Source organism: Alloscardovia theropitheci (genome assembly GCF_004332295.1).
GTDB lineage: Bacteria > Actinomycetota > Actinomycetes > Actinomycetales > Bifidobacteriaceae > Alloscardovia > Alloscardovia theropitheci.
Genome location: NZ_RXLP01000019.1, coordinates 227189 through 240716 on the forward strand (window position 1 = coordinate 227189; position 13528 = coordinate 240716).

Sequence of the window (13528 nt, forward strand, 5' to 3'; positions counted from 1 at the left end):
TTTTACCTCCGTTTATTTCTTACTAGACTTATTTACGACAAGAACCCGAGTAGATTCCAATCCTTGCGCAACAGGAGCATCAAAAATATGTGGTGAGACAGCATGATACTTCTTCATTTCTTTTGCCGCTTTTTCTAGCTCAGTATCAACACTTCTGCCTTTCAAAGCAACTAGTTTTCCACCTGATGTTATAAGAGGAAAAACCATCCCGGTAAGTTTTGTCATTGGAGCCACGGCCCTACATGTAACTATGTCAAATCCACGGTAGTTTTTAGGAAGAAAGCGTTTAACGTCATTACTTTCTTTTCCTGGAATAACTTCTTGCGCTCTTGCTCTGATAACGTGAACATTCGTCAAATTCAACTCAGCAACAACCTCGTTCAACCATTCTATACGACGTTCCATTGGCTCAACAAGATATACATCAATATCACTCAAACATGTACCAATGATAATTCCTGGGAATCCGCCACCACTACCGATATCACCAATAATTGGTTTCAGTATTTCCAAAGAATTAATTTCTTTCTTAATGAATGGTACAAGAGCAGCCGAATTAAGAATGTGTCGTTCCCAAATTATATCTACATCACGAGGACCGATAATTCCGCGCAATTCACCTTCTCTCTCTAATTTTTCATGAAAAAGAGCGAGTTTCTCATACGATTCACCTAGTACTTGCTCAGGAATCGGAGAAGAAGAAAGAACGTCAGTCATCGTACTCTTCCATAGCATCGTCACCATTATCGGTAGCTACAGATTCATTCAATTCCTCTGAATTTTGCTTTTGATATACGGTTACATAACGCTTTGGATCTACTCCATGAGAGCGGGACTTCAAACCTTCCTCACGAACTACATCATGAACAATCTTTCGTTCATAAGAATTCATTGGTTGAAGATTTACTGGCTCTCCTGTTTCAAGAACTTCTTGAACAGCATCAAGGGTTAGCGAGACGATACGATCTCGCTTCTTCTTGAGATAGCCATCAATATCAACGATAATTCGCGACCTCTCACCTGTGGACTGCTGCACGGCCAAACGAGTTAAAAGCTGCAATGCATTAACTACTTGACCATCGCGACCAATGAGGTTACGAATATCAGTATCATCATCCGCGACAATTTGCACAACTGGGTGACCTTGACGAATTCCCATCTCAATATCGCCTTCATAATCAACGATATCGAGTAACCCCTCAAGGTAATCAGCTGCGATATCAGCTTCTTCATTGAGCTGTTCGCGATCTACTTCAGTGTTCTGATCCATAATGCTCCTTACATTACTTTCAGTTTAGCGCTGTATGAGTATTTATGCGTGACATGTTTCACGTGAAACATTATCGCTTGTTCTTTTTGCGTGAAGGTTGTTGACGCTGATTACCACCATTTTTCTTAATAACCTCAGCCTCTTCTTTTGCCTTCTGCAATTCTTCCTCTTCAATTGTTGGAAGTCCAAGACGCTCACGGCGGTCAGCTTCGCGCTTATAATCACGCTTCTTCTTTGATTCAAAAGCAGCTGATCCTGGAGTTGGGAAGTTTTCGATTTGGAAAATCATCTGAACAAGAGTCCACGTGTTATTTGTAGCCCAGTAAACCAGTACTGCAAATGGGAATGCAATACCTGAGAAGATATACATTACTGGGAAGATGAACGCCATAATGCGCTGAGTATTGTATTGCTGTGTACCAATTGATTCCTTAGGCATATTACGACGCAAGCTGTAATACTGTGAGAGGAACATAGTAATACACATGTATGCTACGAAGAGACCAATAATTACTTTTCCGGTACCTGAAGCACTACCAAAATTCAAAGAAATTCGGGTACCAAATACCTCAGTATGCATGATCTGCTGAGCAATTTCCTTGGTAAATCCACCTAAATCAGCACGTTTACCTTCAGCAATTGGTTGAATCGCAGACAGAATATAGAACAAAGCCATAAAGACAGGACCCTGAATAAGGGCCGGAACGCATGAACCCATAGGATTAACATTATTGTCTTGATACAGCTTCATCGTTTCGCGACTTTGTGCTTCACGTGAAGCTGCATCTGTCTTACCCTTGTATTTGTTCTGAATTTTCTGCATTTGTGGCTGAAGAGCCTGCATACGACTCATGGATGTCATCTGACGTACGAAGAATGGCAAGATGACAAGTCGAACGGTAATTGTCAAGAAGATAATTGACAATACCCAAGCAAAACCTGGACCAGAGCTCATTCCTAAGAATTCAAAAATACGGTGATAAATAACCATGAGCTGTGTCATTAACCACTCAAGCGGATAAAGAATTCTATAAATAAATCCGAAGAAACCTTGATCGAGATTCATGCTTGTGTTTCCTTTTCGAAAGGATGATATTTAGGTTCTATACTAGGTTCCTCATGTGCACTAGACCATGAAAATCTATAGAACACCGAAAATTTTTCTGGTACATCATCGATACCGCCACGTGACCATGGCCTGCATCGCAAAAGACGAAGAATAGTGAGTATCGCGCCTCTTATAGCGCCGAAACGTTCTACAGCTGTTAGAGCATAGGTAGAGCAAGTGGGATAATACTTACATGTAGGTGCTGTATTAGCAGAAATATGAATGCGATACCACTCTATGAGAGAGATTAATCCTTTACTTGCTAAGCTCATATTATTTCCTAAGTTCAGAAGCAATAATTAACTCAGCTATCTTGTGTAAACTTTTATTAACCTGTTGATCAAGATCATCAAAAGCTGCACTATAGCAATGAGGCTTAGCACGCATCACAATATCTACGCTATACCCTTGCGGTAAAACATTCTCATATCGGCGAGCGAGTACACGAAAACGGCGCTTAACCGCATTGCGCTTAACCGCATTTCCTACAGACTTCGTCACTGCTAGTCCTAAGCGATTTCTCCCTTTAGAACTGACTAAGTCGTCCATTTGCTTGTTATCTTCTGGATAAGAAGTTACCGCAAAATGAACGACTATATCTTTATAAGAAACCTTTGTACGCTTCTTTAATACAGCAGTAAAGTCCTTATGACTTTTTAACCGCTCCACCGTCAGGCGCTTAATTCACGCTTGGGTTATGCAGAAAGGGACTTACGACCCTTTGCACGACGACGATTAATAACAGCGCGACCCGAACGGGTACGCATGCGCAAACGGAAACCGTGCTTCATATGACGACGACGGTTGTTTGGCTGGAATGTACGCTTCATAATTTAACGCTCCCATATGTTGCCGTGTCTTTCACGGCTTCCTTTAAGTCAATCTCTACAAGATTACTTGAAACCCTGTACTGAGGCAAGTTTTCTCAATCATTTCAGCGTTGTCCACGCAAAATCCACAGGTTATCCACAGATTATGCACCTATGTTGAAAACCCATCTTCACAATCCACAAATAAAATTACACGCATGTAGTTATCCACTCATTTCCTTGTGAATATGTCGATAACTCTGTGGAAAACTTTATTCACTTATCCACAAATTACATGCTTGTTATTCACATTTGTGTAATTACAACACGCTTGACTGTGGATAACTTGCTTAAGTCGGTGTATAAATAGATAAGGTCAAAATTTGAGTACTGTATATCAATACGGTATTCAAATTTTATTGTTTCATAGACGTATATAAGAGGGGTATCGATGGCTGACATGACTAACGCTGGTGAAGTGTGGAATCAGGCATACCAATTACTGCTTGATCAACCTCTCGATTTAACACTTCGCGAAGTAGCATGTCTTAACGATATTAAAGCCACAAATATTTTTGGGACAATGGTTGTCCTCACTGTTTCTAGCGAATCAACGCGAACTGTAATAGAGAAAAAACTACATACTGCACTCACTCAAACTTTTTCTCAAGTTACTGGTCAACCAATGACATATGTTGTCCAGATTGATCCACAAATTCTTACGCAAAATGAAGGAACAAGTACTTCTCAGATTCCTGTACAAATGCCACAACCAGTTGTACAAGTGCCTTCTGTACCAGTTGCAGCTGCACCTCCAACTCAGGAATCTGTCATTAATAATTCATCAGCTATTGGTACACGAGATGCTGTCATTTCACCAACCCACTCTTCTGAAGACATTACGCATGGTAATACTTTAGAATCCGATGTTATTGCGGCGCCAAGTCTTGGTATGCCAATGAATACACGCGACGAAGTTACTCATCTTAATAAGAATGCTCGTTTTGATAATTTCGTTCCAGGTGAGTCAAATCAGTTCGCGAAAAGTATCGCTTTTGCTGCTGCAGAACGACCTGGCCTTGAATACAATCCACTCTTTATATATGGCGGTTCCGGGCTTGGTAAAACTCATCTTCTTAATGCAATTGGAAATCAGGCTCTTCTTATTAACCCACGTCTAAAAGTTCGATATACCAATTCAGAGGAATTTACAAACGAGTTGGTTATTGCTTTAGGTAATAATGCAAGTAGCCGTCGCGCGGAAATGGTGGAATTTAACAGAAGATATCGCGGTGTAGATATTCTGCTCGTTGATGATGTCCAATTTATTGCTGGACGCGATACCACCGTCGAAGCATTCTTTAACACTTTTAATGAATTATATGAACAAGGCAAGCAGATTGTTTTAGCTTCTGATGTGCCTCCAAAAAATCTTAAAGGTCTTCCTGACCGCTTGATTTCACGATTTAGCCAAGGATTATCAGTAAGTATTGATCCACCTTCTCATGAACTTCGTGTAGCAATTTTGCGTATGAAAGCAAAGGCACAACACATCGATATACCAATGGATGTGTTAAATCTAATCGCTGAAAAAGTTACTGATAATGTTCGAGTACTCGAAGGTGCTCTTACTCGTGTATCTGCTATGGCAAGTTTGAGTAATCAAATTATTACGAAGAATCTTGCTGAGCAGACACTCAAGGATTTTGCGAACTCTACTGTAGAGATTACTCCGACGAATATTATTACATTCGTTGCACAATATTATAAGCTCACGTTTGAGGATATTGTAGGATCATCTCGTACAAAAAATGTTGCACAAGCACGCCAAGTTGCTATGTACTTATCTCGAGAACTTACATCGATGTCTCTTGTTGATATTGGCGCGACATTTGGCGGAAGAGATCACTCTACTGTAATGCATGCGTGCCGAAAAATTTCTTCCGAGATGCAGGAAATGCCAGAAACTTATAACGCTGTTAATGATTTGACAACGCAGCTCAAGCAAAATCGTACTTTTAATAGTTAATTTTGTGCGTTGTTAATCTAACAGTGACATTAATAATCTCATTGAATAGTTGATGTGTCCAGCAGGATACGTGATATGACCTGCTGGGCACAATTGTATGAGCTCATCATACTGTATTTCGCTTTATTCACGTATATTTACGTATCAAAAATGGAAGCAAAACGCCGACAGAAAAAATATTTTTAATGAAAGTTATCCACAATACTATTCACATTATGCGTAAAAACCCGTGTATAACCCGTTCATAATTCGTGTACAAGCATCCTCTAAATGTTAATAATTTCAAGGGTATCTGAACCATGTGCATAACTAGCATACTTATCCACAATTTTTTAGCATGTTATCCACATAACGTTATCTGCTCTTAAACCTTGCAAACTCTCAGAAAAAGCTCATTATCCACTTTTCCACAGTGCTTATTATTACTACTATCTTATTTATCTCTAAATAATCGTAATCATAAAAAACTTACAGAAATAAGTTGCACAAAAAGTTAATTTTTTCGGCTACAATAAATCTTTAGATTAACCGTAGGAGACATTATGAAAATTGAAGTTGATTCTGCAGCTTTCTCTGATGCAGTTGCTTGGGCAACGCGTATTCTTCCATCTCGTCCAGCAACACCAATTTTAGCTGGAATAAAACTTGAAGCTGCTGACGGCATTTTGTCACTGTCTACTTTTGACTATGAAAAGTCAGCTCGTCATCATATCGAGGCAGGTGTAGATGAACCAGGTACGGTTGTAGTTCTTGGTCGTTTACTTGCAGACATTGCAAAAGCTCTTCCTCAAGGAAAAATTTCTCTCCAAACTAACAATTCACGTATTTCAATTTCTGGAGGAAAATCAAACTTCTCCTTGCAACTTATGCCTGAGGGTGATTATCCACAGCTACCTGAAATACCTGCTGATCTAGGACAAGTCGATGCTGATACGTTCTCACGTGCAATTGCTAAGACAGCTGTTGCAGTTGCCCGTGAAGAAAATCGTGTCGTTCTTAAAGGCATTCGCATTAGTATTGATAACGATAAAGTCGTTATGACTTCTACTGATCGCTTCCGTCTTGCACGTACAAGTTTCTCATGGACACCTTCACATCCTGATTTTTCTGGTACATTGCTCATTGATGGCGGCGTACTCCGTGATATTTCGCGAAGCATTGATACCACAAGTAATGTAGTTCTAGGTTATGATTCAGAAAAGCCTACATTATTAAGCTTCTCTAATGCCGGTCGTCAATCCACTGCTCAGCTTATTGATGGAGAATTCCCTGCGGTTGATCGACTATTCGTAGATGAATATCCTATTCATGCATTAATTAATCGCAATGAATTAATTAGCGCTATTACTCGTGTAGCTCTTGTAGCAGAAAAAAATGCGCCAATTCGTATGGTCTTTAGTGAAAATGAAGTTCAGCTATCTGCAGGAAATGCTGATGAATCTCAGGCTAAAGAAACTATTGAAGCTCAGCTTGACGGCGAACCAATTACTGTAGCTTTTAATCCGTCTTATCTTAAAGAAGGACTGAGCGCAATTGATGAGCCATACGTTCGTATGAAGATGGTTAATGCAGCTCGAGCAGTAGAATTTAATGGACAGCAGGAACTTGATGGTGATGAATCACTTGATTATCGCTATTTACTTGTTCCTATGCGTTTTATTGATTAATGTATATTTCAAGGCTTGCTCTTGACCATTTTCGTTCCTGGGATCAATGCATTATCGACATTGATCCTGGAATTACCATATTTTATGGCAGTAATGGATTAGGTAAAACTAATATTGTTGAAGCAATAGAATTTTTGTCAGCAGGAATTACACATCGCGCGAATTCTGCAAAGCCATTGATTCAAGCAGGACATACGACAAGTTATATCCGAGCTAATATTGTTGAGAATAGTATTCAAGAAAATAATCTGACTAATTATTCTTTGACTCTGTCATCTCGTGGCGGTCACAGAATACGCGTTAATAATGGTAAATCTCAATATCACCGCGATATTATAGGTCATATTCCGAGCGTTACTTTTGCCCCTGAAGATCAACAACTTGTATCTTCTGATCCGAGTATTCGTCGACGTTTTTTGGATACAGCGGCAATTGCACTCATTCCTGGATATTATGATCTTTTGCAGCGATACTCACATATTGCTAAACAACGTGTGGCATTATTAAAGAACGTTGCAACTGCACGTCTGAGCAATTCTTCAGTAGACAGTATGAATGATTTATTTACTGGACTAGAAATTTGGACGACGCAACTTGCTCAAGCAGGTATTTCCATTACGCGCGCTCGTTTAGATGTTATTAACAAGATTTCTGAACCTTTTACACGCATTTACAAGCATATTGCGGGTGAACATAACGATATTACGATTAATTATCGTCCTTCGTATGATGAAATATACCGTGATAAAGATCCATATGATGAGGTTATCGATCATTATCAACGCTTATTTGATGGTGAAGTTGCTCAAGGGAGAAATTTGATTGGCCCACACCGCGATGATGTCGAATTTCTTCTTAATAATATGAACGCTAAAGAATATGCTTCTAATGGAGAAATATGGAGTATTGCTCTGGCTCTTAAAATGGCTCTGTATGAGGTTATTTCTCAAGAAAGTGAAATGAAGCCAATACTTATATTGGATGATGTATTTGCGCAGCTTGATAATAGTCGAAGATCGCAAATTATTGAATTTGCTTCTTCGATAGATCAAGTACTTATTACAGTTGCTGCTCGAGAAGATGTACCGCAAGAATTATTAAATCAGAAAACACACGACAGTGTTCATTTTGTTGATGTACAGAAGCTAAAAGATTTTGAAACTGTAATAGATAATGTGCCTTCGCTTGATGAATTTATGAGTTCTTCATATGAACGTGGAGATGTTCATGAATAAACCAATATCAGAACGCTTTAATATGGATCATGATGCTTTAGCACAGAGTATTTTTGAACCCTATGCTCACCAATTTATACAGAAGCGTAGCTACGACGAGAGAAATCAGCTCGCTGCTCAAAGTTTTGGACAAAAAGGACGTGACTGGTCAGAATTCGGCGAGATTTTAGCTACTATAACGAATAATCCACTATGGAAGACTCGGATGGCGGTTACGAGACTTCATGAGGATTGGCATCTCATTGTCGGCGAAGCAATCGCACAAAATTCTCGTGTGGGACGTCTTAATGCGGGAGAGCTTACCATTTTTGTCAGCTCACCCGCGTGGGCTACACAACTTGAATATATGAAAGAAGTCATTATTCAAAAAATTCATGAACATATTAAATCGATAGAAGTTCAACAAATACGCATAATTGGACCTCAACCTGAACCTTTTAAAAGAAAAAGATATTAACGCCCTTTCTATGGGAAGTGTCCCTATATTTTGGTACCCTATTACTAAATAGTAAAAATGCGTTTAAGACCCGTTATTTTGGTTTTTAGCGTAAATAGGAGTGAAATAAACCTCGAAAATGAAAACGAGGTTTATTTTTATGAATAGGGAAGGAACGTCAGTGGCGGACGATACAAATAATTCCGTTCAACTCGATGACACAATGTCCCCTGAGCACTATGATGCAAGTGATTTGAAGGTTCTTGAGGGACTTGAAGCTGTGCGTGTGCGTCCAGGTATGTATATTGGTTCGACTGGTCCACGTGGATTGCATCATTTGGTATATGAAATTGTTGATAATTCTGTTGATGAAGCATTAGCAGGATATGCATCACATATTGAAGTGACAATTTTGCCTGATAATGGTATTCGCGTTGTTGATAATGGACGCGGTATTCCAGTCGATGAAGTTCCTGGAGAAGGAAAATCCGGTGTAGAAGTCGTTTTGACTAAGCTTCATGCTGGTGGAAAGTTTGGTGGCGGCGGCTATGCTGTATCCGGTGGTTTGCACGGTGTAGGTATTTCTGTCGTGAATGCTCTGTCTACACGGATTGATGTAGAAGTTCGTCGTCAGGGCTATTACTGGACTCAGAATTTTGAGAATCAGCATTCTGTTACCCCATTGATTCAAGGACGTGCTCTTGAAGACAATGAGGAGACTGGTACTTCGGTTACATTCTGGGCAGATCCAGCTATCTTCGAAGTTACTGAGTATGACTTTGAGACTTTGCGTGCTCGTTTCCAGCAGATGGCATTCTTGAACAAGGGCTTGAAGATTAGCCTTACAGATGAACGTACCTTTGACAATGCCGGTGATGAGATTGCTGATGAGAATTCTTCTGAGAATCCACAACATCAAACAGTGACATACATGTATCCAAATGGTATTAAGGATTACGTGGAATACTTGGTAAAGACCAAGAAAACAGCTCCTGTTGAAGAAGAAGTTATTGACTTCGCATCAGAAGATTTAACTATGGGTATCTCAGCAGAAATTGCTATGCAATGGACTCGAGCATATTCTGAATCTATTCATTCCTTTGCAAACACGATTACCACAACAGAGGGTGGTACTCATGAGGAAGGCTTCCGTGCTGCTTTAACAGGTTTAATCAACCGGTATGCACGCGAAAAAGGATTATTAAAAGAAAAAGATGAGAATCTTTCTGGTGATGATGTACGTGAAGGTTTGACCGCTGTCATCTCCGTTAAGCTTACTGTTCCTCAGTTTGAAGGACAGACTAAAACAAAGCTTGGTAATTCTGAAGCAAAAACCTTCGTGCAGCGTGTAGTAACTGAAAAGTTATCGGATTGGCTCGGTGAGCATCCTCAAGAAGCCAAGATGATTGTTCAGAAGGGACAAGAGGCTGCTCGTGCACGTCTTGCTGCGAAGAAAGCACGTGAAAATACTCGACGCAAGTCTATTTTTGAATCCGCTGGTATGCCAGACAAGCTTAAGGATTGTCAGTCAAATAATCCTGAAGAATGCGAGCTCTTTATCGTTGAGGGTGATTCTGCAGGTGGTTCAGCAATTCAGGGTCGTAATCCAATTACTCAGGCAATTTTGCCTTTGCGCGGTAAGATTTTGAATACTGAACGTGCAAGCCTTGATCGAATGATGAAGTCGGATACGATTGAATCATTAATTACCGCTATCGGTGGCGGATATGGCGAAGAATTTGATATTAATAAGGTTCGCTACCACAAGATTATTATTATGGCCGATGCTGATGTCGATGGTGCTCATATTGCAACATTGAATTTGACCTTAATGTTTAGATATATGCGTCCACTTATCAATGCTGGATATGTATATGTAGCTATGCCACCGCTGTATCGTCTGAAATGGACGAAGGGCAATCACGATTTTGTTTATACCGATGAAGAACGTGATCGTGCACTTGAAGCAGGTCGTGCTGCAGGTCGTCAGCTTCCAAAGGGTGAAGGTATTCAGCGTTACAAGGGTCTTGGCGAGATGTCTTATCAGGAGCTATGGGAAACAACTATGGATCCACATCAGCGTATATTGAAGCAAATTCACATTGAAGATGCTGCACAAGCTGATGAGACCTTCTCTATGCTTATGGGTGATGATGTAGAGCCACGACGTTTGTTTATTCAGCGAAATGCTCATGATGCTCGATTTATTGATGCTTAAAAAGTAATTTCTAAATGAATTACTTTATGTGTTGATTAAAAACGTTGATAAAAATAAAAGGTAAAAGAAAATGGCAGATGAATTAACGCCAGAAAATAATGCGCCAACAGCAGATGATCCAGGTCTTATGGCGGGTCATCGTGTGCAACGTACTGATTTGCAAAAGGAAATGCGCGAATCGTATCTTGCATATGCTCTATCTGTTATCGTTGAACGTGCACTTCCAGATGTTCGAGATGGTATGAAGCCAGTACATCGTCGTGTAGTTTATGCAATGTATGACGGTGGATATCGCCCAGACCGTGGATATAATAAATGTTCGCGCGTTGTAGGTGATGTTATGGGTAAGTATCACCCTCACGGTGATTCTGCTATCTATGACACTCTTGTACGTATGGCACAGAGTTGGTCCATGCGATATATGCTTGTTGATGGTCAGGGAAATTTTGGTTCTCCTGGTGATGATCCAGCAGCAGCTATGCGTTATACCGAGTGCCGTATGGCTCCATTAGCGATGGAACTTGTACGCGATATCGACAAGGAAACAGTTGATTTTGTTCCAAACTATGATGGAAAAACTCAAGAACCAACTGTACTTCCAAGTCGTTTCCCAAATCTTTTAGTCAATGGATCATCGGGTATTGCAGTAGGTATGGCTACCAATATTCCACCTCACAATATGCGTGAGGTGGCGCAGGGTGTTCATTGGGCATTAGATCATCCAGATGCTTCTAAGGAAGAATTACTTAATAATTTAATTGCAATTATTAAGGGACCCGACTTCCCTACTGGAGCAACGATTCTTGGTCATAATGGTATTGAACAGGCATATCGTACTGGTCGTGGTCTCATAACCATGCGTGCTGTTGTCAATACTGAAGAGATTAATGGACGCTTGTGCTTAGTAGTTACTGAGCTTCCATATCAGGTTAATCCTGACCGTCTTGCATCTTCAATCCGTGAAGGTGTACGTGATGGCAAGATTCAGGGTATCGCTGATATGCGTGATGAGACCTCTGGGCGTACAGGTCAGCGCCTTGTTCTTGTGCTCAAGCGTGATGCGGTTCCTAAGGTTGTACTGAATAACCTGTATAAGCATACTCAGCTTCAGCAGACCTTCGGCGCGAATATGCTCGCTTTGGTAGATGGTGTACCTCGTACTTTAAGTCTTGATGCATTTATTCGTCATTGGATCGATCATCAGCTCGATGTTATTTATCGTCGTACTGAGTATTTGAAGCGCGAAGCTGAAGAGAGAGATCATATTTTGCAGGGTTATTTGAAGGCCCTCGATATGATTGAGGAAGTTATTGCATTAATTCGTCGATCTCCTGATGTAGATCAAGCACGAACTGGATTGATGGAACTGCTTGATGTTGATCAAATTCAAGCGGATGCAATTCTTGCAATGCAACTTCGTCGACTTGCTGCTTTGGAACGTCAGAAGATCCTGGATGAGCATGAAGAACTCATGCGTAAGATTGCCGATTATAACGATATTTTGAGTAATCCTGATCGTCGTCGTGCTATTGTCGGTAGTGAAATGGATGAAATTATCGATAAGTATGGTGATGATCGTCGTACTCAGATTCTTCCATTCTCCGGTGAAGTAAATGTTGAAGATTTGATTGCTGAAGAAAATGTCGTAGTAACCGTCACACATTCTGGATATATCAAGCGAACTAAGGCAGATGAATATCGTGCTCAGCATCGCGGTGGTAAGGGAATTAAGGGAGCGAAGCTTCGTGAAGATGACGTTGTAGATCATTTCTTCTCGACATCAACGCATAATTGGTTACTCTTCTTTACTAATGAAGGACGTGTTTACCGTCTGAAAGCATATGAATTGCCAGAGGGATCACGTGATTCTAAGGGACAGCATATTGCAAATCTTTTGCAGCTCGGACCACAAGAACAGATTCAGCAAATTCTTTCTATTAAAGACTATGAAGCTGCTCAATATTTGGTTCTTGCTACCAAGAGTGGAAAAATTAAGAAAACTCGACTTACTGAGTATGATTCCACTCGCCAAGGTGGTTTGATTGCTGTACGACTCATGGAACTTGAGGGTGTTACAACAACAGATGACGATGGTAATGTGATCCCTGTTTATGATGAGCTTATTGGTGCTGCTTTGTGCGATAGTGAAGATGAAATCATTGTTGTTTCACATGGTGGCATGTCGGTAAAGTTTGCAGCTGATGACGAAACATTGCGTCCAATGGGTCGACAGACTGCTGGTGTACAGGCAATGAAGTTTAAGGGTGAAGCTGGCTCTGATTTCTTGCTGAGTATGGCGGTTGTTCCTGCCGATTCTGATTCCGACCTGCTTGTCGTTACAAATGAAGGATTCGCTAAGCGTACAGCATTATCTGAGTATCGACTTCAGGGACGTAATGGTTATGGTGTGAAAGCAATTAACCTCGTTGAAGGTCGTGGCGAACTCGTTGGAGCTGTCGTTGTTGAAGAAGATGACCAGATTATGGCAATTATGAAGTCTGGAAAAGTTATCCGATCCAACGTTGATGAAATTAAGCGAACCGGTCGTACTACCCAAGGCGTAACTCTTGCTAAGCCAGATAAGGGCGATGAGATTGTATCTATCGCTCGTAATGAGGAAAAAGAATCGGATGAAGAATCTGATGAAACTCCAACTAACGAGTCCGAAAATACAACTCTCCCATCATCTGATAGTGAAGACGCGGTAATAGAAAATGCTGCGGCTACTGAATAAGAGTAATCTTTGCTAATGTATT

At 40.5% G+C, this 13528-nt stretch carries 12 protein-coding genes; 6 read left to right on the forward strand and 6 right to left on the reverse strand.

The annotated features are described in order from the left end of the window. Positions 1-12 precede the first annotated feature (12 nt). The 6 genes from rsmG to rpmH all read right to left on the reverse strand — a co-directional run bounded on the left by rsmG (position 13) and on the right by rpmH (position 3208). Entirely contained in the window at positions 13-717 is a 705-nt protein-coding gene (gene rsmG, locus EJ419_RS04445; protein WP_131283998.1) for a 16S rRNA (guanine(527)-N(7))-methyltransferase RsmG, read from the reverse strand. Further along, on the reverse strand, positions 710-1270 hold the full coding sequence (locus EJ419_RS04450; RefSeq protein WP_131284000.1) for a Jag family protein: 561 nt from the start codon (positions 1268-1270) through the stop codon (positions 710-712). The genes rsmG and EJ419_RS04450 overlap by 8 nt, the downstream gene beginning before the upstream one ends. A gap of 70 nt (positions 1271-1340) precedes the next feature. Next, positions 1341-2336, reverse strand: a complete 996-nt coding sequence (gene yidC / locus EJ419_RS04455) for a membrane protein insertase YidC (RefSeq protein ID WP_131284002.1) — start codon at positions 2334-2336, stop codon at positions 1341-1343. Beyond that, entirely contained in the window at positions 2333-2650 is a 318-nt protein-coding gene (yidD, locus tag EJ419_RS04460; RefSeq protein WP_131284003.1) for a membrane protein insertion efficiency factor YidD, read from the reverse strand. The genes yidC and yidD overlap by 4 nt, the downstream gene beginning before the upstream one ends. Position 2651: 1 nt before the next feature. Continuing rightward, complete coding sequence (gene rnpA, locus EJ419_RS04465) at positions 2652-3047, reverse strand: ribonuclease P protein component (RefSeq protein ID WP_131284005.1); 396 nt, start codon at positions 3045-3047, stop codon at positions 2652-2654. A 26-nt stretch (positions 3048-3073) separates the two neighbouring features. After that, a complete protein-coding gene (gene rpmH, locus EJ419_RS04470; RefSeq protein WP_007054596.1) occupies positions 3074-3208 on the reverse strand; it encodes a 50S ribosomal protein L34 in 135 nt (44 codons plus the stop codon). 430 nt (positions 3209-3638) lie between these two features. Here rpmH and dnaA point away from each other — a divergent pair, with 430 nt between their 5' ends. The 6 genes from dnaA to gyrA all read left to right on the forward strand — a co-directional run bounded on the left by dnaA (position 3639) and on the right by gyrA (position 13506). Beyond that, on the forward strand, positions 3639-5216 hold the full coding sequence (dnaA, locus tag EJ419_RS04475) for a chromosomal replication initiator protein DnaA (protein ID WP_131284007.1): 1578 nt from the start codon (positions 3639-3641) through the stop codon (positions 5214-5216). A gap of 542 nt (positions 5217-5758) precedes the next feature. Continuing rightward, positions 5759-6883, forward strand: coding sequence for a DNA polymerase III subunit beta (dnaN, locus tag EJ419_RS04480; protein ID WP_131284009.1), 1125 nt, complete (start codon positions 5759-5761; stop codon positions 6881-6883). Further along, on the forward strand, positions 6883-8118 hold the full coding sequence (recF, locus tag EJ419_RS04485) for a DNA replication/repair protein RecF (protein WP_131284011.1): 1236 nt from the start codon (positions 6883-6885) through the stop codon (positions 8116-8118). The genes dnaN and recF overlap by 1 nt, the downstream gene beginning before the upstream one ends. Continuing rightward, the gene (locus EJ419_RS04490) at positions 8111-8575 is read left to right on the forward strand and encodes a DciA family protein (protein WP_165496234.1); all 465 of its coding nucleotides are present in this window, start codon (positions 8111-8113) and stop codon (positions 8573-8575) included. The genes recF and EJ419_RS04490 overlap by 8 nt, the downstream gene beginning before the upstream one ends. A gap of 139 nt (positions 8576-8714) precedes the next feature. Continuing rightward, entirely contained in the window at positions 8715-10772 is a 2058-nt protein-coding gene (gyrB, locus tag EJ419_RS04495; RefSeq protein WP_131284015.1) for a DNA topoisomerase (ATP-hydrolyzing) subunit B, read from the forward strand. A 70-nt stretch (positions 10773-10842) separates the two neighbouring features. Next, a complete protein-coding gene (gene gyrA / locus EJ419_RS04500; protein WP_131284017.1) occupies positions 10843-13506 on the forward strand; it encodes a DNA gyrase subunit A in 2664 nt (887 codons plus the stop codon). Positions 13507-13528: the final 22 nt, after the last annotated feature.

Coding starts and splice junctions, on each gene's coding strand:
- gyrB (WP_131284015.1), top strand. CDS start 8,715: ATGAATAGGGAAGGAACGTCAGTGGCGGACGATACAAATAATTCCGTT.
- EJ419_RS04450 (WP_131284000.1), bottom strand. CDS start 1,270: ATGGATCAGAACACTGAAGTAGATCGCGAACAGCTCAATGAAGAAGCT.
- rsmG (WP_131283998.1), bottom strand. CDS start 717: ATGACTGACGTTCTTTCTTCTTCTCCGATTCCTGAGCAAGTACTAGGT.
- dnaA (WP_131284007.1), top strand. CDS start 3,639: ATGGCTGACATGACTAACGCTGGTGAAGTGTGGAATCAGGCATACCAA.
- dnaN (WP_131284009.1), top strand. CDS start 5,759: ATGAAAATTGAAGTTGATTCTGCAGCTTTCTCTGATGCAGTTGCTTGG.
- yidC (WP_131284002.1), bottom strand. CDS start 2,336: ATGAATCTCGATCAAGGTTTCTTCGGATTTATTTATAGAATTCTTTAT.
- gyrA (WP_131284017.1), top strand. CDS start 10,843: ATGGCAGATGAATTAACGCCAGAAAATAATGCGCCAACAGCAGATGAT.
- recF (WP_131284011.1), top strand. CDS start 6,883: ATGTATATTTCAAGGCTTGCTCTTGACCATTTTCGTTCCTGGGATCAA.
- EJ419_RS04490 (WP_165496234.1), top strand. CDS start 8,111: ATGAATAAACCAATATCAGAACGCTTTAATATGGATCATGATGCTTTA.
- yidD (WP_131284003.1), bottom strand. CDS start 2,650: ATGAGCTTAGCAAGTAAAGGATTAATCTCTCTCATAGAGTGGTATCGC.
- rpmH (WP_007054596.1), bottom strand. CDS start 3,208: ATGAAGCGTACATTCCAGCCAAACAACCGTCGTCGTCATATGAAGCAC.